Genomic DNA, 17933 nt, shown 5'->3' on the forward strand with positions numbered 1-17933 from the left:
TTGAGTGTCAGCCTATCGTCGGCAATTCTCCCGGTGAATGATTGCTTCTAAATAAGTCCTACCGACGCCAGAGGGCGTGGGCGCGGCCTGACAGATGGCCGAGCACTTGAAAGGATGCAAATCATGAGCAGTCAACAGAAGGTCGCCATCATCACCGGTGCCTCACAAGGCATCGGAGAGGCTCTGGTCAAGGCTTACCGGGATCGCGGCTACAACGTCGTCGCCACGTCGCGGTCGATCGAGCAAAATTCGGACACCGGGGTGCACGCCGTTGCTGGCGACATCGCGAAAGCGGAAACGGCCGAGCGCGTGGTGCGGGAAGCCATTGATCGCTTCGGCCGAATTGACGCACTCGTCAACAATGCCGGCGTATTCGTTGCCAAGCCCTTTGTCGACTTCACGCAGGAAGATTTCGATTTGAACTTCGGCGTCAATATTTCGGGCTTCTTCCATATCACCCAGCGGGCTGCAAAAGTGATGCTGCAACAGGGCTCAGGGCACATCGTCAATATCACGACCAGCCTCGTGAACCAGCCGATAGCAGGAGTGCCCGCGGCACTTGCATCGCTGACGAAGGGCGGCTTGAACTCGGTGACGCAGGAACTGGCGATCGAGTTTGCCAAGACGGGCGTTCGGGTGAACGCTGTATCGCCTGGCATCATCAAGACGCCGATGCACGCGCCGGAAACCCATGAGGCAATGTCTGCCCTTCATCCGGTCGGCCGGATGGGCGAGATCGGCGATATCGTCGACGCTGTGATCTACCTCGAAGGCGCACAGTTCGTCACGGGCGAAATCCTTCACGTCGACGGCGGGCAGAACGCGGGCCGCTGGTAAGCGTTGCGACGCCAGCCCGAGGAGGTGACGCTCCTATCCACCTCTTCCGGGGGGCCTGCAAGCAAGCAGGCCCCCTTCGCCGAATGAACGGAATTACAGAAGTCGAAAGGAATGATCATGCCAATCGTCACAGTACAGGTAACTCGGGAGGGAACCACGCCTGATCGGTCGTCGGTGACAGCCGAGGAGAAGGCGCGCATCATTGCGGGCGTCAGTCAGGTGATGCTCGACGTGCTGAACAAACCGCTGGAGTCGACTTATGTCGTGATCGAGGAAATCGATCTCGACAACTGGGGCTGGGGTGGCCTACCGACCGCAGATTACCGCAGGATCCTTGCGGATAAACCTCCGGCCGGCTGAACCCGTCAGGTCGGAAGCGCAGCGCCGGATTGCTCTGCGGCCATGTATTGCGCATACCAATCCGGCCAATTCTCGTCGTGCTTGCCTCCGGTACGCGTCTCATGGTCGCCATGGGCCGCAGCGGCACGACGAAGGGCGCCGGCGAGATCATTGACAGAGGCGAATGCCGCACCGTTTCCATCAATCCGGCCAGGCAGTCGCGTCGTGACTTCCTGAAAGACCCAGCCGTTTCCATCCGGATCGCTGAACGAGGCAAAAGAACCATAGCTGGCACGTGTGGGATGGGGACCGGCCCGTCTTTCTTCGCTGCCACGGTGGTGAAAGACGCCGCCGGCGTCATGGAACACACCGCTCATTTCGGCGCCTCGAGAGGCCAATGCGGCATGAGCCATTTCGATGTCGGATACGATGAGATGAAGCCCCTGCGCTGACCCCGGCAGGGCCGAGGTGATCTTCGATCCGAAGATCACCGAGCATGGAGATCCAGGCGGCGTCACCTGTACGACGCGGAACCCGTCCGAGCCGGGAACATCCGCATCGAGCCGCCAGCCAAGCCCGGTATAAAATGCCTTGGCACGGTCGACGTCTGAGACGGGAATGACAACGACTTCGAGCTTCATGTCGATGTCGCTCAAGGCGGCAGCTCTTGGATTCATTGCGTCATCAATGGTCATTTCGATCTCCTGTTGTGAATTTGCATGCGGTCCTTGCCGCCATGTCGGAGACGATGCGCTTGCGTGGGGGCAACTGTCCATTGTGCCAAGGTGTCGGTCGCCCAAGGGTCAGACGACCATCCAAAGGTAGCGCCGATACCATCGTGCAATAGCGCTCGCCAATGCCATGATCCCAACTAGGGGACCAGCTCCGGTCACGGCAGAGCCCATTGCCTCGCCTGCGACATCCGGTGCTGAAACACGCCATCCCGCTCCAGGGCAGACCCAGCCGGCATGCCGGCTCCGTTCGGGAGGCAACCGTTTTTCGGAAAGCAAAGAAGGAGAAAGTTCATGGCAATTTCAGACAAAGGCACGGCGCTGATCACGGGTGGCTCTTCGGGGTTGGGTGCTATCTATGCCGACAGGCTGGCCCGCCGCGGTTACGACCTCATCCTTGTGGCTCGCAGCGAGGATGCGCTGGCCAAGGTGGCAAAGAGCGTGTCGGCGTCCACAGGACGGAAAGTTTCGGCCGTGCGCGCAGACCTTGGCCGGAGGGATGACCTCTTACGGGTGGAAGAGACACTTCGGACCGACCCGTCGATCACAATGCTCGTGAACAATGCGGGTGTCGGAGCCGTCGAGCCGCTTCTCATGTCGGACGTGGAGGCGATGGAGCAAATGATAAATCTGAACGTCACGGCGCTCACCCGCTTGGTTTACGCAGTCGCACCCGCATTCGTCGCACGCGGCGGCGGGACGATCGTCAACATGGCTTCCGCTCTGGGCATCGCTCCTGAAATCCTAAATGGCGTCTATGGCGCGACGAAAGCGTTCGTGATCGGATTGACGTTCTCGCTGCAGAAGGAGCTTGCCGACAAGAATATCCGAATTCAGGCGGTTCTTCCGGGGGCGGTGGAGACGCCGTTCTGGGATGCGTCCGGCGGTTCATTGGACCGGCTGCCCGACGACATCGTGATGAAGGCGGAGGACGCGGTCGATGCCGCACTTGCCGGACTGGACATCGGCGAGTTGATCACTCTTCCGTCCGTTCCGGACGCCGAAGACTGGAACGCCTATGAAGCGGCGAGGCAGAGACTGATCCCAAATCTGTCCAGGAGCATCCCGGCAGCGCGTTACAAAGTGCCGGCGATGGCTTCGTAGCGACGGCACCGGGCGCTGGGCCATTCATCAAAAAACATCCGGCGAGCGGTGGAAACGCTCGCCGGATGGTTTCTGACATTCGGTTTGGTTACGCTTCCTCGGTCAACGAGAGAGCAGCGACGACTTCCTTCGTCTCGACGATTGCGCTCGCGTAGTTCGGCAGGTTGACCTCGAGCGCGGCATGCATCATCTCCTGAGAGTAGTCTGCAACGGCGTCCTTCACCACCGTCACGTCGTAGCCCAGCTCTGCGGCATAGCGCACAGTCGCCTCGATGCAGGTGTGGGCGACGAGGCCGATCACGATGATCCTCTGGACCCCATGCCGCTTCAATTCGAGATCGAGGTCGGTATTTGCGAAACCACTTGAGCACCAGTGCTCCGAGGCCACGACTTCGCCGGCCTGCGGCACGAATTCTGCGCGAAACTCGCCACCCCAGGTACCGAATTCGAAACTCCTGCGATGCCACGCCGCGCGCTGGATCGGAGCCACGTATTTCCAGTTCTCGTAGTCGCCGGGCCGGTAGCGGTGGTGCATGGCGTAGAAGACGCGCAGCCTCGCTTGCCGCGCGGCGTTGAGCACTTCGAGCATGTGCGGAACGCAGCCGTTCGCCTCGGCCACCTCTTTGATCCGAGGCCAGATCTTTCCCCCTTCCGAGATAAAGTCGTTATAGGGATCGACAACGAGCAATCCGGTATTGTTCCGGTTGAACGATAGTTGTGTCATCGCAATTCTCCTAGAGGTCAGGCCGCTTTTGTCGATGGACCATTGCGCAAGGCGGCCCGTTCGACGCTTGCCGCAAAAAGCGGTGTTTCACCCTGGTTGTGCGCGATGGACATGGGCTGCCGTTGGGCCCGGAAGACCTCGAAAGGAATGCCCTGCCGATCCAGGAAAGCCATCATTTCGTCGGTCGCGTAGGACCTGACGCGATTAGTGAACTCGCATCGTTGCGCGTCGATTTTCTTCACGCTCAGTTCCCAGGTGACGTGAATGGTAAGCCGGCCGTTCGGCGTGAATACATCCGAATCAGAGTCGAGGATAAGATGGTCCTTTTCGCCGAGGGTCTCGGTGTAGTGCTGCACCATCAGGCTCCCGCCGATCGTTTCGACATTGATCGACATCCGTGTGCCGTCCGGGGCCGTCGTAAAACCTGCGGCGATGTGCGCAGGCGAGCAGAGCTGATACTCCTTCTCCGGCAAAGTGAAGCACCATGTCGGAATGTCTACCTGCTCGATCGGCGCGTTGACAATCGCAGAGAAACTTGAATCGACAATCTGATTTTCGATGCTGTGCATGTGATCTCTCCATAGCTGTTAGTGATGCTGTGCAGGGCAATCGAACCGGCTCGGTATCGCTGTCCGCGGCCGTAGCGCTGCGGGGCAGCGGTTCGGCCTAGTCGTTGCCTAAAGTCTGGGTGTAGTGCCCAAGCCGCGCTTCGATATCGGGGTTGGTCTGCAAACCCATCTCCATCAGGCGGCCGATGTTCTTCTGCGCAACGGGGCGCTGCACCGACGAGATAAAGGCATCCCAGCCGGCCCCGATCTCCGGATCCGACGGCAGGCTGGCGAAATCCACCAGGCGTTTGGTGTCTGCGATTGCCTGGCGATCGAAACCGGAAATCCTTGCGGCAAGAGCGTCGACGAAGGGATCGAGCTTGTCGTCGTCAAAGGAGCGGTTGACGTAGCCGTATTTCTCCGCCAGATCACCGTTGATATCGTCGGAGCCGAGCAAAACTTCCAGCGCTCTGCCGCGCCCCATAAGCCGTGGGAGGCGAGCCATCGGTCCGCCGCCCGGCACGAAACCGGCCCCGACTTCCCACTGCGACAGGATCGCTTTCTCCCGGCTGGCGAAACGCATATCGCTCGCAAGGGCGAGTTCGCTTCCCACTCCCGTCGCCCGGCCGCGGATCAGCGCAATGGAAACGACAGGCGCCTTGCTGATGCGCACCAGCATATCGGGAAGAGGATGGAGACCCGTCCGCCCCGAGGGGAGGCTGGTCGATTCTGCAAGCGGCGGGGTGAAGTTGTAGTGGGTGAGAAAAAAGCCCGGCACGGCGCTGTCGAAGACGACGATCTTCAGCTTCGGATCGGTCTCGATCTCCGCCACGACTTTTTCCATCTGCGGAATGGTTTCAGGACCGAAGATGTTGAAGGGAGGATTGTCGAAAGTGACGCGCCAATAGGCGGGCGACCGCTTGTCGATCCTGATCTGCGGCCGCTCTTTGGCCGACTGAGCTGTGACCTCAGACGCGCGGTCGGATTTCTCCGCGACGAGCGTTTGCCCGGCAAGTGCGGGCGCCGGCAGCATCAGCAGCGCCGCAGCGGCGAGAAACTGCGATGACAGGGTCGCGAATGTGGTCGATTTCTGCATTTTTACGTTCATGACTGGCTCCATGGAAATTGAGCGAAGTGTTCGCTAGGTTTCGATCTCGAGGACGAGTTCGACCTCTATCGGCATTCCAAGCGGCAGGCTTGAAACGCCGAGTACGATGCGAGGTGGAACCCGTGTTTCCCCGAAGATCCGGGAAAGCAGCTCGGAAGCGCCATCGGCGACCTTAGGGTGCTCGCGGAAATCACTGGTGGTTGCGATGTAGACGCCGAGCTTGGCGATCGTCCTGATCCTGTCGAGAGATCCAAGATGCGCTCTGGCGGCCGACAATCCGCTGAGGCACGCCGTTCTCGCGGCGTCGTAACCCTCTTCGACAGAGAGATCTTCACCAAGCCGCCCCAGATATTTCGGCACGTGCCCGACGACGGGGAGCATGCCGCTCAGGAACAGCAGGGGGCCGGCTTGAACCGTCTCGACGTAAGCGCCGAAGGGCGTCGGCGGAGGAGGCAGCACGAGCGCGAGTTCCCGCAGCCGCGCTTCTGCGCTCGGCGTCACCATTTACCGAGATGTGCGCCGTTGTCGACGTGCAGCACCTCCCCGGTGATGTTGGACGATTCCGCGAGATAGACGACACCGTCGACGATTTCCTGGACCGCGGTGATCGTGCCCATGGGCGAGAGAGATTTCAGGAAGTCTTTCGAATCCGTCGCGTGCATCGGCGTGTCGACAATGCCCGGAGAAACGGCATTCACACGAATATTGTCGCCGGCAAATTCGAGCGCCAGGCTTTTGGTGATCGCGTTGAGGCCACCCTTGGTGATCATCGCCAGCGATGCATTCACGCCGGCAATCGGGTGATCGGTCAGGGACGAGGTGATGGTGATGATGCTGCCGCCGGCCTTCTGGCGGAGCATCTGCCGTACGGCCTGTTTGGTGAAATGGAGGAAGCCCTCGACGTTGGTCGCCGACAGACGCCGAAGATCCTCGATGGTGTAGTCGAGAAACGGCTTGGTCAGAAAGATGCCCGCATTGTTGACCAGCACGTCGATTGAGCCGAACTGTTCGAGTGCCGTCAGGGCCACACGCTCTGCCGTCTCAGGGTCGCTGACGTCCCCGTCGATCAGCTCAAGTCGCCCGGCCCGATCGAAGAGGGTCGTTTGGCTGATGCGCCTTGATGTCGCGACGACGTTCCAGCCCTTGTCGAGAAACGTTTTCACGAGGCCCGCACCGATCCCCTGCGAAGCGCCTGTGATGACGACTGTCTTGTGTATACTCATTCCCGTGGCTCCGTTCTGTTTGCGTGCGAGATCCCGTCACCAGGGGATGAACCGGGGCGTCTCATTGGTAGGAAATCCGTTTGAGCGGGCTTGGCCGAAGGGCAGGAATTGATTGTCATGCCGCTCGGTGCAGACTTTCGCGCCAAAGGCACTGGGGAGCTATTGCACCAAGGTGTCGCCGATACCTTTGGATCGGTCGGCGCCGGGAATACCAAGGTGCGATGGACCGGTGATGCGGAGAAGGATATCACCCGCGAGCGTAATGCTTCGAATGGAGTCCGATATGACAGCCTGGCACGACCGTCGAATTCTCGATCTTTTCGGAATTGAACTTCCCATCATTCAGGCACCCATGGCCGGTTCGACCACGGTCGACATGGTGATCGCGACCTGCAGGGCTGGTGGTCTCGGCTCGCTGCCGAGCGCGCAATATTCCGTCGAGCAGCTGCGGGAGGCGCTTCGGCGCATCAATGAAGAGACGGCTGCTCCCATCAACGTGAACTTCTTCAGCCATACGACGCCGGCGGACGATCCGGCTGCGCAGATGAAATGGCGTTCGGCGCTCGCGCCTTATTACCGGGAGCTCGGGCTTGATCCCGCCGTTCCCGTCTCCGGTTCGGGCCGGGCGCCCTTCGACGATGCGTTCTGCGATGTCGTCGAAGAGTTTCGTCCAGCCGTCGTCAGTTTCCATTTCGGCCTTCCGGGGCCGCGGCTGGTCGAGCGCGTGAGGGCCACCGGCGCCAAGATCATATCCTCGGCAACCATTGTGGAGGAGGCGGTCTGGCTGGAAGACAATGGCGTCGACGCGGTGATTGCCATGGGCCTCGAGGCCGGCGGCCATCGCGGCAATTTTCTTACGAACGACATGTCCACGCAGGTCGGGACGATGGCTCTCGTCCCGCAGGTCGTCGATGCGGTGCGAGTTCCCGTCATCGCCGCCGGCGGTATCGCCGACGGTCGGGGTGTGGCGGCAGCATTGATGCTCGGCGCGTCGGCAGTCCAGATCGGCACGGCCTATCTCTTCAGCCCCGAGGCAAAGATACCGGCCGTGCACGCGGCAGCGCTCGGCCACGCAGGCGATGCCAGCACGGCGATCACCAACCTCTTCACCGGGCGGCCGGCACGCGGGGTCGTCAACCGGATCATGCGCGAACTCGGGCCGATTTCCGATATCGCGCCGCCGTTTCCGACGGCAGGGGCGGCCCTTGCGGCCATCCGGGCGACGGCGGAGGGCAAGGGGAGCGACGACTTCACCAACCTGTGGGCGGGACAGTCGGCGAGGCTCGCGAAACACCTGCCGGCCGGCGAACTCACGAGATCGCTCTATGACGACGCCATCGCAGTCCTCGATGCGCATTCTAGAGCCCGCAAAGACTGAGCAGCAGTTCGATTTTCCTGCCGCCGGCGACACCATAGTGCAATGGAACCCATCGTCACTCATGCGCAAGGTAAGTACGTCGACGGCATACAGACTACGGCTGATAGCTTCGCCAGCGACCGGAAAGGCGCCGCACGCCTTCACAACGTCTCAATGGAGAGAACGATGAGCAAGATCCTGATGGTTCTGACTTCGCATGATCGTCTTGGCGACACCGGACGCAAGACGGGGTTTTGGCTGGAAGAGTTCGCCGCGCCCTATTACGTCTTCAAGGATGCCGGCGCGCAGATAGTCGTCGCTTCGCCCAAAGGCGGGCAGCCTCCGATTGATCCGAAGAGCGACGAACCTGGCAATCAGACGCCTGCCATGGCGCGCTTCAAAGAGGACAGGGACGCTCAATCGGTCCTTGCCGCCACCGTGCGGCTCGACGCCGTCGATGCCAAGGATTTCGACACGGTCTTCTATTCCGGCGGGCACGGCCCGATGTGGGATCTCGTCGAGGATCGCAAATCCATTTCGCTGATCGAGGATTTCTATAATGCTGGCAAACCTGTGGCTGCTGTCTGCCACGCTCCGGCCGTCTTCCATCACGTCACCCATAACGGCCAACCCATCGTCAAGGGAAAGCGCGTGACTGGCTTCGCCAACAGCGAGGAGGAGGCCGTTCAGCTGACGAAGGTCGTGCCCTTCCTGGTCGAGGATGATCTGAAGGCGCTCGGCGGCAGGTACGAGAAGGCCGAAGACTGGGCAAGTTTTTCGATCGTCGACGGCCTCCTGATCACTGGGCAGAACCCGGCATCGTCCACGGCCGCGGCGCACTCGCTCCTGCACCTTCTCGAAAACGAATACGTGCCTTCCAATGCTTGAGCATCCGCCCGAAATCTCAGGCAACGAAAGGAGGGTCGGCGACGGCGGTCCTCTCGACGTCCTCATCGATTTTTACCATGCGTTCAATTCCGGTGACATGAAAGGGCTTGAGGCTGTCTGGTTCGACGGCGAGGCGCCCAGCATGGATAATCCGATCGGCGGGATAAGGCGCGGCTGGGCGTCGATCGCCGAGGGATACGCCAAGCTCTTCGGCGGCGCAGCCAGGGTCAATGTGACTTTCCATGACTTCACCAGTCAGGGAGGAGAAGACTGGCATCTCTTCGTCGGCCGCGAGCGCGGCGTCTGCTGGACGCCGGAAACACGCTTGGACCTTGCTTTTCGCACAACGCGCTGGTTCGTCCGGATTGATAGCCGGTGGCGTCAGCTCCATCATCATGGATCGGTCGAGGATCCGACAATGCTGGCTGCTTATCAGCGGCTGATCTTTGCCGCCAATTGATTGCAAGTTCCAATCGAATGTTCCACGCGCGAATATGCGCGTGGAACAGTTGCGTCGGCTCTTGCTCGCGACTAAGCCCAGGAATCGGCGTCGATGACAGCCTTGGCAAAGGCTTCAGGGGCTTCCTGCGGGAGGTTGTGTCCAATGCCGCCGCCGATGTCGCGATGCTCGTACCTTGCTTTGAATTTCGCCGCATAGGCCTTAGGGTCCGGATGCGGCGCGCCATTGGCATCTCCTTCCAGCGTGATGGTCGGCACGGTAATCTCGGGGCCGGTGGCGAGCTTCTGCTCGTATTTGTCGAACCGCTTTTCTCCCTCGGCTAGGCCCAGCCGCCAGCGATAGTTATGGACGACGATGGCGACGTGATCGGGATTGGAAAAGGCGGCCGCGCTCCGCTCGAACGTGGCATCATCGAAATTCCAACGCGGCGAAGCCAGTCTCCAGATGAGCTTCGCGAAATCGTTGGTATATTTCTCGTATCCCTCACGCCCGCGCTCCGTGGCAAAGTAATATTGGTACCACCACTGCAGCTCCGCGGATGGGGGCAGCGGCTGTTTTCCGGCGCTCTGGCTTCCCACGAGATAGCCGCTGACCGAGACGAGGCCCCTGCACCGCTCCGGCCAGAGTGCGGCGACAATATCCGCCGTGCGAGCTCCCCAGTCGAAGCCGGCAACCGTCGCCCTGTCGATCTTCAGGGCGTCCATGAGCTTGATTGCGTCCAGGGCGAGCGCCGACTGCTGGCCGTTGCGTTTCGTTTTTGCCGACAGGAACGACGTGCCGCCATAGCCGCGGAGGAAGGGAACGATGACCCGGTGCCCGCGGTCGGCCAGTATCGGAGCCACTTTCGCGAAGCTGTTGATATCGTAGGGCCAGCCATGCAGGAGCAGAACCGGCGAGCCATCGGCAGGGCCGAGCGCCGCATAGGCGATGTTGAGGTCTCCGGCATCAATCCGTTCGCCAGCGTTCAGCGCCCACTCGGCGGTCGGGGCAGAGGCCGGTTGCTCCGCATGCGCCGCGCCAGCCATCTCTCCAAGAATTCCTGCCGCCGTCAGCCCGAGAGCGACACTGCCGAATGTCCGGCGTGTCAGGTTCGCGATTTCGATGTTCCGCATTGTTCCGTCTCCAAAAATATGCGCACCAGCAAGCCTTCCGGAGGAGAGGCTGCGGCACGCGCCGTTGACGGAAAGAGTGTGAAGGGCGGCACAAGGGGTCGCTACTGAACGAAGGTATCGGTCATACCAAGGTGTAGGCGATACCTATGTGCAGCTGCGAGGCCGGCAGCCCATCGACATACTCGTCTTCAATCTTTGACGCGGAGCACAGGAGAGGACGATGTACGATGATGACCAAGGACGGGGCTCGATCTTTCCGGGCTTCGCTATTCTGCTTGCGATGGCAGCGCTGATCGCCGCATTGGTGTTCGTGGGGCAGCCCGTGCAGGCGACCCGCGTCTGGGTTCCGGCAGCGCCAGCCGACCCCGAGCAGACGCAGGACAAAGAGGGGACGGCGTGCTTTTCCGGTTGCATCGTCACACGCAATCCAGCCTGATCCTCTATGGGACACAGATCCATGTATCGGGAATTTGATTGGGGTGGCCGTCCGCTCGGACCGGAGACGATCTCAATGATCCGGGACCTCCTCAGGGAATACTGCAAAGCCAGAAGCTGCCAGCATCAGGGACCTGAGGCTAAGGACGCGGCGCGTCGCCTGGTCGTCTTATATCAGAATGGAATTGACGATGCCGGCGAGCTTCGCCGTCTTCTGCCAGGCAATTAGCGGCGGTCGCCTGTCGAGACAAACGACCGCCGCTCCTGTCGCTATCGAAGCGCTGCCGGCAACAGGGCCTTCGTGAAGTCCTGATAGGACACCGGCCGCAGGAACCGATAAATCGCCAGCGTTCCCACGGATGTCGATCGTCCGTCAGCCGTTGCTGGATAAGGTCCGCCATGGACCATGGCGGGAGACACTTCCACCCCGGTTCCGAAACCATTGACGAGCAGCCGGCCTGCGAGCATTTCCAGCGTGGGGATCAGTCGGCGTGCTGCGGCTTCGTCCTCGTCCGCGATATGGAGCGCGACGGTGAGCTGGCCTTCCAGCTCTTCCAGCACTGCCTCGAGCTGCTGGAAATCCCTGCAACGAACAACGAGGCCGGCGGCGCCGAAGACCTCGTCCTGAAGCTCGTGATGCGCGAGGAAGGCTTCCGCCGACGTCTCGAACAGAGCCGCCGTGCCTTCAAATTCGCTGCCGGGCCTGCCCGATGCAACCGCCCGCACCTCTGAATGCTGCCTGAGCTTGGCAACGCCGTCGCAATAGGCCTTTGCGATCGACGGCGTCAGCATTGCCTGAGGCGCGACATCCGGAAGCAGCTCGGCTGTCCGTGCAACGAAGGCGTCAAGTCCAGCGCCGTCGACGGCGAGGATCAGGCCTGGGTTTGTGCAGAATTGGCCGGCGCCCAGGACGAGCGACGTCACGAAACTGGCAGCAATATCGATTGCCCTGGTATTCAGCGCGCCGGGAAAGAGGATGACCGGGTTGATGCTGCTCATTTCGGCATAGACGGGGATGGGTTGCTTGCGCTTCGATGCGATTTCCATCAGTGCCGTTCCACCGCGGCGGGAGCCGGTAAAGCCGACCGCCCGGATCCTGGGATCCGCCACCAATTTCTGACCGACTTCGAAGCCGGTGTCGAACAGCAGCGAGAAGGTTCCCGGATGGAGGCTTGCGCTTGCGACTGCCCGCTGCACTGCCCGGCCGACCAGCTCCGAGGTGCCCGGATGCGCCGAGTGGGCCTTTACGACGACCGGACAGCCAGCGGCCAGCGCGGACGCCGTGTCGCCGCCGGCAACGGAGAAAGCGAGCGGAAAATTCGAGGCGCCAAAGACCGCCACGGGGCCGAGCGGTACGTTTCTGAGCCTGAGATCCGGCTTCGCAAAGGGTTTGCGGGAAGGATCGCCCGCATCGAAACGCAGCTCCTGGAAACGGCCTTCACGCACCTCTCTGGCGAACAGGCGGAGCTGGCCGGTCGTGCGCGCCCGCTCTCCCTCCAGCCTTCCCCGGGGAAGCCCGGTTTCCGCCATCGCGCGGACAACGAGATCATCGCCAATGGCTTCGATTTCCTCGGCGATTTTTTCCAGAAATTTTGCTCTGACTTCCAGATCGGTCTCGCGGTAGGAGGCGAAGGCCTGCCATGCCTGCTCGGCGGCCTGCTCGACATCTTCGGGCGAAGCGCCACCGAAGGAAACCGGAAGTGGCTTTCCGGTGGCCGCTTCGATGCCATGAAACTCACCGTTTGAGCCACGGTTTTGCGTTCCCGCAACGAGCAGGTTTCCGTTGATTGTCATGATCGATTTCCTTTCAAACTGTCGGGGCTGATATAGGAACTGAAAGCGTCCCTGTCACTATGGCCCGCTATCGCGGGCGCGCGACTGACGGCCGCATGAAGAAAAGGCCGTCTCCGGGCGGACGGAGACGGCCCCTGGCGGACCTTGAGGATCCGCGCGCTCCGGCGGAGGGGAGGACGCGGGAGCACTGTCGCTGTTCAGGCGCATCGCCTGGTCGAGGAGGGCGACGTAGAAGAGATTATACTGATCGGCGCGCGTTTATAACTACACTTAAGTATCCGTGGCGGCATTCAGCATGCGGCGCAAAGGCCCGGCTCAATCTTCGCCGCCATATTAACCAGCTCCGGCAGCGAGCGTGCCTTCATCTTCCTCATGACCTGTCCGCGGTGAGCTTTTACCGTGATCACGCTGATATTCAATTTATATGCGACTTGCTTGTTCAGCAGGCCTTCGACGACGAACTGCATGACCTGGCGTTCGCGCGCCGAAAGTGTCTGATATCGGCAATCCAGCTGGCTCATCGAGATGGTCGCCTCAACGGAAGAGCTGATCAGTTCGAGGACATTGTCCGTGCTGGACGGTCTCGGCAGAAACGTCACCGGATAGCGCGTGGCAGTCAACGTCACCTGGGAATCGCCCTCGGACGTCAGCACGATCACTGGGTGACGAACTGCCTGCAGGCAAATGAGGAGGGTAAGGACGTCCACGTCGAGATCGGGCACGGCAGTGTCGATGATAACGCAGGCGAAGCGCGCATCCCGAGCATGGGTGAGGAAAGCCCGTGCAGAACTGAAGCTAGCCGGCCGCCAGCCGAGCCCTTGGATCTCTTCCTCGAGAGATCGGTGGGATAGCGGATCATCGCTCACGAGGCATACGACGGGTGCGTCTTCCGCCGGCGATGCTATCTTTTTTGCGGGGAACTGAAGTAGACTGCCACTATACATGCCATCCTCCTTCTCTTTGTGATCTTGGCGGTCCAGGAATGTTGCGCCGATGCGGTGCGGGACCTGTCCTCTCTTCTAGAGCGGGATGACTGCGAACGCGACTTAAGTCGCTTGAGCGAATCTGAAATATCCTGAAATATATCTGCTTGGGCAGCAGGCATTGTTGTACAAGCAGGCGCGTTCTCCAGTTCAAGCGCCTCTTTTTCGCGGCTTTGGCAAGAGAGATCGGATAAGCTTGGGACAGATAGAACGAAGTCTATTCGAGTTCTCGGGCTGGGAGCTGGATCTTGCAAAGCGGGAACTCCGTGCTCTCGGGGCTCCGGTGCCTCTGGGCAGCCGCGCCTTCGACATCCTGGAGGTGCTGGCGACAGCCTCGGGAGAGGCCGTCACCAAGGACGATCTCATGCGACGCGTCTGGCCTGGCCTTGTTGTGGAGGACAATACGATCCAGGTCCATATTTCGGCGATCCGGAAGGCGCTGGGGAAAGACCGGGACCTGCTGAAGACAATCTCGGGCCGGGGTTATCGGCTGATCGGTCAGTGGAAATCCGATCGTCCATCTGCCGCGGCGCAGATTGCGACAACCGACACGCCGTCACTGGAAACCCGGCCTGTGTCGAACATTCCAGCACTCACCTCCGAACTGGTTGGGCGCGAGAGTGCCCTGCGCAGACTTCTGACGCTGACCTCGGCATATCGCGTCGTCACGCTGACCGGTCCTGGCGGCATCGGCAAGACAGTGCTCGCGTCTGAGTTGGCGCGTCATCTGTTGCCGCAGCTCGGTGGCGACGCAATCTTTGTGGAACTTGTCTCGCTGGCGGAGCCTGGGCTAGTTCCGACGACCGTCGCCCAAGCTCTCGACCTGAAGCTTCAGAGCGATCAAATCTCGGCAGAGGCGGTCGCGCGCGCCGTCGGCGCACGCCGGGTTCTGCTTGTCATCGACAACTGCGAGCATGTCATTGACGCAGCCGCCGCCATGATCGACACGATCCTGCGAATATGCCCAAATGTGACGGTTATTGCGACGAGCCGAGAATCGCTCCGAATAGAAGGAGAATTCGCCTACCGTGTGCCGCCATTGGAGGTGCCGGACAGTGGAGAAGCGGTCAGTGCCGCAGAACACAGCGCCATCCAGCTGTTTGTTGCTCGCACACGGGCGCTTCAATGGGATTTCGAGCCAGACCAGCAGAAGCTCTCAACAATCGCCGATATCTGCCGGCATCTCGACGGCATCCCGCTAGCAATCGAACTGGCGGCGGCCCGCGCTGCCACCCTTGGAATACAGCAGATCGCCGGGCGCCTCGACGACCGGTTCGTTCTTCTCACGGGCGGTCGCCGGACCGCCTTGCCCCGTCATCAAACGCTGCGAGCAGCCCTGGACTGGAGCTATCAGCTCCTGCCGGAGTCCGAGCGCCAACTATTGTGCAGGTTGGCGGTGTTTTCCGGGGGCTTCACTTTGGATGCCGCCGTGGCCGTGAGCGGTGAAGGGGATGCGGAAACGGCGCTGGCCATATCCAACCTCGTCAGCAAATCCCTGATCACATTCGACGGATCGGAAAATGCACCGCGCTGGCGTCTGCTGGAGACGGTACGCGTCTATTCGCTCGAGAAGCTCGGCGACGGCGAAGATTTTCGCCGGACGATGTGCAAGGTTGCGAAGCATTTTCTTAAATTCTTCAAACCGTTTTCGGAGCGGCGCACGCTTTCGGCGGCCATCGAGAACATCACGCACTATCGACGCGAGATCGACAATTTGCGAGCGGCCCTGCGATGGGCATTGTCCGAGGGCGGCAAGGGTCCGCTTGGCGCCAAGCTCGCTGCGATATCGAGTGACTTCTGGACGGCGATCTCGCTGGTATCGGAAGCCGGCGACTGGGCAGAGCGTGCACTCGCCCGGCTCGGTGATGAGAATGGAAGCCGCACCGAGATGGTCTTGCGCTGTGCGCTCGGTTACGCCCTGATTTACACGCAGGGGATGAATCCCCGCGGGAAAGAGGTGCTCATCGGCGCGCTGCACCTGGCAAGAAGCCTCAACGACCCTGACTACCGCCAGCGCGTCACCTGTGGCTTGTGGCTCTTTTCTGCGAGGTCGGCGAGGCTGGAAGACGCGTTGACATTTGCGCAGGAATACGAGGCCACGCTCGACGAGCGAGACCTGCACGGACGGACCACCGCTTCATGGTTGGTTGGTATCCCGCAAACTTATCAGGCGCGGCACCGGGAGGCAGGCGATCGATTGAGTTGGGCCGCGGCGAACTATCCCGTCGAGCACCGCAAGACCGATCTGCTGAGACTGGAAGCGGATGTCCGCACCTCTTCCTTGTCTCACAACACGGTCAACCTCATCTCCCGCGGCCAGCTGGAGCAGGCGGCGGAAACCGCGGAGCAGGCAATTGACGAGGCCCGGCAAACCGGGCAGCCCTTTGTCCTGTGCGTTGCGCTCGCTTGGTCCGCCTCGTTCGTCGCGCTCAGCCTCGACGATTTAGACCGGGCGAAAGCCTGGGGCGAAGAGCTGTCGCGGCAGGCATCCCAACATGGCCTTCGGCCCTTTAAGGCCGTCGGCACGAGCGTCAGGGGAGCAATTGCGCGCAGGCTCCGGAATGCCTCCGCGAGCGTTGAAGACCTTCGCGCCGGCCTCGCGGAGATGCGCGAAGCTTCATACCTATTGTTCTACCCCACTTTCCTTTGCGAACTCGCCGCGGCGCTGCAGGCCTTGGGACGATACGATGAAGCGCTCGATGAGCTCGGAAAGGCATCGGTGTTTGCGCGCGAATGCGGTTACCTCTGGATGAACCCGGAGATACTGAGGAGAAGGGGTGAGGTGCTCAGGGATCTAGGGTCGAGCGCGCCGGCGACGATAGATGACCTCTTCCTGCGAGCCATGTCGGAAGCTTCGCAGCAGGAAGCGATATATTGGGAACTGATTGCGGCCCTGAGCCTTGTCGACTTCCGTAAGGCGAGACAACATGACGGGGACAGCAAGAGCGTTCTCTTCCCTATCGTTCAACGGTTTACAGAGGGCCTTACCAACCCGATCTTGCGCAGGGCCAAAGCGTTGATCGACTCGCCTTAGGGAACGACCAGCTCATCCTGAGCCGCCCTTGGGGCTGCCAAGAGTGTATCGAAACACTTGCCTCAATTGCTCCTGATAAAAGCAGAATCAGTGACTCTGTCATTCTGCGTTCCATGCAGTTGAAGGGACCGAAAAATGCCCAGGCGATTCCCTCGCACGGCATATCGATGTTTTATGGAACCAAAACTTCAATGGAAGGTCTCGGGAGCGATGACAATGTCAAAACTCCGTCTAATGAGAAAACGTTTACGTCGGAATTTCTAGTTCGGACAACAAATAATGGCAATTTGATTGCTATATACCCGCTCATGCTCATAAATGTGCCGGCGAGGGCGCCAGTTTGGTAAACGTTTTCGCTTGCGCTTACTGTGATTGCAGCATAGGCATGCTCACACGGCTCTAATCACGTAGGCAACATGATCTCAACCCTCTTTTCAGATGTTGATCGAACCCTTCTGACCACCGACTATGCTCTTCCCGAGCCAGTCGTGCGTGGTTTCGCCGACGCACGCAAACGCGGTATCCAAGCCGTTCTCGCGACCGCGCGTTCACCGAACGGTGTTGCGCCGATCTGCCGTGCACTCGGCATCGATTATGCCATCTGCTTCAATGGCGGGTGGATCGGAAGACCGTTGGAGCAGGCTGCCATCTCGGAGGCAAAGATCGCGCGGAGGATTGCATTGTCAGTGATGGCGGAGACGCGTCGTCTTGGGATAGCAAGCATGTGGTATCGGGATGATGCCATCTTTACGCTGGACAACTCGCCTCTCGTACGGCGGGAGGCCGAAATCACCGGCGAGAGCGTCTTTGAAGTGGTCGACCTCAATGATCTTCCCGGCCAGCCTTTCAAGATCATGTGCGCACGGCCCTTGCCTGAAGGGGGAGGCTTCGATGCCCTTCGGGCTCGTTTTTCGCCGTTATGCGAGATGACGGGCTCGAATTGGAGGCTTCTCGAAATTACTCCGACTGGCGTCTCGAAGGGCACAGCGGCGCGGCAAATTGCCGACCACCTGAAACTCGATCCGAGATTCTGCGCTGCCGCGGGCGACGCCGAAAACGATCTCAGCCTGCTACGATGGGCCGGTACGCCTGTTACCGTGGCGAACGCAATTATCGAAATTAGGGACTTTGCTCATTTTATCGGCCCGCATGCAGACGAAGGTGGAATGGCCGTCGTGCTCGACTGGTTGATGGCGAGAATGCATTAAGCGGCTCGACTCCATTTTCCGGCCGATGCTGTGGCTTCGCCACCGGTC

At 60.6% G+C, this 17933-nt stretch carries 18 protein-coding genes; 9 read left to right on the top strand and 9 right to left on the bottom strand.

Features of this window, described 5'->3' with window-relative positions; genetic code table 11:
- Window positions 1-123: 123 nt before the first annotated feature.
- On the top strand, window positions 124-837 hold the full coding sequence (locus tag GA0061105_RS12315) for an SDR family NAD(P)-dependent oxidoreductase (RefSeq protein ID WP_064693215.1): 714 nt from the start codon (window positions 124-126) through the stop codon (window positions 835-837).
- Between the two features lie 117 nt (window positions 838-954).
- The gene (locus tag GA0061105_RS12320; protein WP_064693214.1) at window positions 955-1197 is read left to right on the top strand and encodes a tautomerase family protein; all 243 of its coding nucleotides are present in this window, start codon (window positions 955-957) and stop codon (window positions 1195-1197) included.
- Window positions 1198-1202: 5 nt separating this feature from the next.
- Here the strand turns inward: GA0061105_RS12320 and GA0061105_RS12325 are convergent, their stop codons facing one another.
- The gene (locus GA0061105_RS12325; protein ID WP_064692925.1) at window positions 1203-1871 is read right to left on the bottom strand and encodes a VOC family protein; all 669 of its coding nucleotides are present in this window, start codon (window positions 1869-1871) and stop codon (window positions 1203-1205) included.
- A 330-nt stretch (window positions 1872-2201) separates the two neighbouring features.
- On the opposite strand from GA0061105_RS12325, the gene GA0061105_RS12330 reads away from it, so the two are divergent.
- The gene (locus GA0061105_RS12330; protein ID WP_092750376.1) at window positions 2202-3011 is read left to right on the top strand and encodes an SDR family NAD(P)-dependent oxidoreductase; all 810 of its coding nucleotides are present in this window, start codon (window positions 2202-2204) and stop codon (window positions 3009-3011) included.
- An 88-nt stretch (window positions 3012-3099) separates the two neighbouring features.
- On the opposite strand, the gene GA0061105_RS12335 is transcribed toward GA0061105_RS12330, so the two are convergent.
- The 5 genes from GA0061105_RS12335 to GA0061105_RS12355 all read right to left on the bottom strand — a co-directional run bounded on the left by GA0061105_RS12335 (window position 3100) and on the right by GA0061105_RS12355 (window position 6614).
- Window positions 3100-3735: a cysteine hydrolase family protein gene (locus GA0061105_RS12335; RefSeq protein ID WP_092750377.1), complete on the bottom strand. Its 636-nt coding sequence runs from the start codon at window positions 3733-3735 to the stop codon at window positions 3100-3102.
- A 17-nt stretch (window positions 3736-3752) separates the two neighbouring features.
- Window positions 3753-4304, bottom strand: a complete 552-nt coding sequence (locus GA0061105_RS12340; protein ID WP_092750378.1) for a hypothetical protein — start codon at window positions 4302-4304, stop codon at window positions 3753-3755.
- A 97-nt stretch (window positions 4305-4401) separates the two neighbouring features.
- Window positions 4402-5391, bottom strand: a complete 990-nt coding sequence (locus GA0061105_RS12345) for an enoyl-CoA hydratase/isomerase family protein (protein WP_167358544.1) — start codon at window positions 5389-5391, stop codon at window positions 4402-4404.
- 33 nt (window positions 5392-5424) lie between these two features.
- Window positions 5425-5895 carry a RidA family protein gene (locus tag GA0061105_RS12350; RefSeq protein ID WP_092750379.1) on the bottom strand — a complete coding sequence of 157 codons (471 nt, stop codon included), beginning with the start codon at window positions 5893-5895 and terminating at the stop codon, window positions 5425-5427.
- Window positions 5889-6614 (bottom strand): SDR family NAD(P)-dependent oxidoreductase, encoded by a 726-nt coding sequence (locus tag GA0061105_RS12355; protein WP_064692919.1) that lies wholly within the window; start codon window positions 6612-6614, stop codon window positions 5889-5891. The genes GA0061105_RS12350 and GA0061105_RS12355 overlap by 7 nt, the downstream gene beginning before the upstream one ends.
- A 283-nt stretch (window positions 6615-6897) precedes the next feature.
- Here GA0061105_RS12355 and GA0061105_RS12360 point away from each other — a divergent pair, with 283 nt between their 5' ends.
- The 3 genes from GA0061105_RS12360 (at window position 6898) to GA0061105_RS12370 (ending at window position 9319) form a co-directional block, all read left to right on the top strand.
- On the top strand, window positions 6898-7992 hold the full coding sequence (locus GA0061105_RS12360) for an NAD(P)H-dependent flavin oxidoreductase (protein ID WP_092750874.1): 1095 nt from the start codon (window positions 6898-6900) through the stop codon (window positions 7990-7992).
- A 165-nt stretch (window positions 7993-8157) separates the two neighbouring features.
- Window positions 8158-8859: a type 1 glutamine amidotransferase domain-containing protein gene (locus GA0061105_RS12365; protein WP_092750380.1), complete on the top strand. Its 702-nt coding sequence runs from the start codon at window positions 8158-8160 to the stop codon at window positions 8857-8859.
- On the top strand, window positions 8852-9319 hold the full coding sequence (locus tag GA0061105_RS12370) for a YybH family protein (RefSeq protein WP_092750381.1): 468 nt from the start codon (window positions 8852-8854) through the stop codon (window positions 9317-9319). Before GA0061105_RS12365 ends, GA0061105_RS12370 begins: the two co-directional genes overlap by 8 nt.
- 71 nt (window positions 9320-9390) lie before the next feature.
- Here GA0061105_RS12370 and GA0061105_RS12375 read toward each other — a convergent pair whose 3' ends face one another.
- Entirely contained in the window at window positions 9391-10431 is a 1041-nt protein-coding gene (locus GA0061105_RS12375; protein ID WP_092750382.1) for an alpha/beta fold hydrolase, read from the bottom strand.
- Between the two features lie 220 nt (window positions 10432-10651).
- Here GA0061105_RS12375 and GA0061105_RS12380 point away from each other — a divergent pair, with 220 nt between their 5' ends.
- On the top strand, window positions 10652-10867 hold the full coding sequence (locus GA0061105_RS12380; protein ID WP_064692916.1) for a hypothetical protein: 216 nt from the start codon (window positions 10652-10654) through the stop codon (window positions 10865-10867).
- 269 nt (window positions 10868-11136) lie between these two features.
- Here the strand turns inward: GA0061105_RS12380 and GA0061105_RS12385 are convergent, their stop codons facing one another.
- Together GA0061105_RS12385 and GA0061105_RS12390 are read right to left on the bottom strand one after the other, a co-directional pair.
- Complete coding sequence (locus GA0061105_RS12385) at window positions 11137-12660, bottom strand: aldehyde dehydrogenase (NADP(+)) (protein WP_092750383.1); 1524 nt, start codon at window positions 12658-12660, stop codon at window positions 11137-11139.
- A gap of 290 nt (window positions 12661-12950) precedes the next feature.
- Window positions 12951-13604 carry a response regulator transcription factor gene (locus GA0061105_RS12390; RefSeq protein ID WP_092750384.1) on the bottom strand — a complete coding sequence of 218 codons (654 nt, stop codon included), beginning with the start codon at window positions 13602-13604 and terminating at the stop codon, window positions 12951-12953.
- Between the two features lie 235 nt (window positions 13605-13839).
- Here GA0061105_RS12390 and GA0061105_RS12395 point away from each other — a divergent pair, with 235 nt between their 5' ends.
- Together GA0061105_RS12395 and GA0061105_RS12400 are read left to right on the top strand one after the other, a co-directional pair.
- Window positions 13840-16677 carry an ATP-binding protein gene (locus tag GA0061105_RS12395; RefSeq protein ID WP_092750385.1) on the top strand — a complete coding sequence of 946 codons (2838 nt, stop codon included), beginning with the start codon at window positions 13840-13842 and terminating at the stop codon, window positions 16675-16677.
- A 416-nt stretch (window positions 16678-17093) separates the two neighbouring features.
- Entirely contained in the window at window positions 17094-17885 is a 792-nt protein-coding gene (locus tag GA0061105_RS12400; RefSeq protein WP_092750386.1) for a Cof-type HAD-IIB family hydrolase, read from the top strand.
- Window positions 17886-17933 lie beyond the last annotated feature (48 nt).

This window comes from Rhizobium aethiopicum, assembly GCF_900094625.1.
Taxonomy (GTDB): domain Bacteria; phylum Pseudomonadota; class Alphaproteobacteria; order Rhizobiales; family Rhizobiaceae; genus Rhizobium; species Rhizobium aethiopicum.

What these genes read in the sequence shown, in the direction of transcription:
- GA0061105_RS12315 (WP_064693215.1), top strand. Translation starts at nt 124, where the DNA reads ATGAGCAGTCAACAGAAGGTCGCCATCATCACCGGTGCCTCACAAGGC.
- GA0061105_RS12320 (WP_064693214.1), top strand. Translation starts at nt 955, where the DNA reads ATGCCAATCGTCACAGTACAGGTAACTCGGGAGGGAACCACGCCTGAT.
- GA0061105_RS12325 (WP_064692925.1), bottom strand. Translation starts at nt 1,871, where the DNA reads ATGACCATTGATGACGCAATGAATCCAAGAGCTGCCGCCTTGAGCGAC.
- GA0061105_RS12330 (WP_092750376.1), top strand. Translation starts at nt 2,202, where the DNA reads ATGGCAATTTCAGACAAAGGCACGGCGCTGATCACGGGTGGCTCTTCG.
- GA0061105_RS12335 (WP_092750377.1), bottom strand. Translation starts at nt 3,735, where the DNA reads ATGACACAACTATCGTTCAACCGGAACAATACCGGATTGCTCGTTGTC.
- GA0061105_RS12340 (WP_092750378.1), bottom strand. Translation starts at nt 4,304, where the DNA reads ATGCACAGCATCGAAAATCAGATTGTCGATTCAAGTTTCTCTGCGATT.
- GA0061105_RS12345 (WP_167358544.1), bottom strand. Translation starts at nt 5,391, where the DNA reads ATGAACGTAAAAATGCAGAAATCGACCACATTCGCGACCCTGTCATCG.
- GA0061105_RS12350 (WP_092750379.1), bottom strand. Translation starts at nt 5,895, where the DNA reads ATGGTGACGCCGAGCGCAGAAGCGCGGCTGCGGGAACTCGCGCTCGTG.
- GA0061105_RS12355 (WP_064692919.1), bottom strand. Translation starts at nt 6,614, where the DNA reads ATGAGTATACACAAGACAGTCGTCATCACAGGCGCTTCGCAGGGGATC.
- GA0061105_RS12360 (WP_092750874.1), top strand. Translation starts at nt 6,898, where the DNA reads ATGACAGCCTGGCACGACCGTCGAATTCTCGATCTTTTCGGAATTGAA.
- GA0061105_RS12365 (WP_092750380.1), top strand. Translation starts at nt 8,158, where the DNA reads ATGAGCAAGATCCTGATGGTTCTGACTTCGCATGATCGTCTTGGCGAC.
- GA0061105_RS12370 (WP_092750381.1), top strand. Translation starts at nt 8,852, where the DNA reads ATGCTTGAGCATCCGCCCGAAATCTCAGGCAACGAAAGGAGGGTCGGC.
- GA0061105_RS12375 (WP_092750382.1), bottom strand. Translation starts at nt 10,431, where the DNA reads ATGCGGAACATCGAAATCGCGAACCTGACACGCCGGACATTCGGCAGT.
- GA0061105_RS12380 (WP_064692916.1), top strand. Translation starts at nt 10,652, where the DNA reads ATGTACGATGATGACCAAGGACGGGGCTCGATCTTTCCGGGCTTCGCT.
- GA0061105_RS12385 (WP_092750383.1), bottom strand. Translation starts at nt 12,660, where the DNA reads ATGACAATCAACGGAAACCTGCTCGTTGCGGGAACGCAAAACCGTGGC.
- GA0061105_RS12390 (WP_092750384.1), bottom strand. Translation starts at nt 13,604, where the DNA reads ATGTATAGTGGCAGTCTACTTCAGTTCCCCGCAAAAAAGATAGCATCG.
- GA0061105_RS12400 (WP_092750386.1), top strand. Translation starts at nt 17,094, where the DNA reads ATGATCTCAACCCTCTTTTCAGATGTTGATCGAACCCTTCTGACCACC.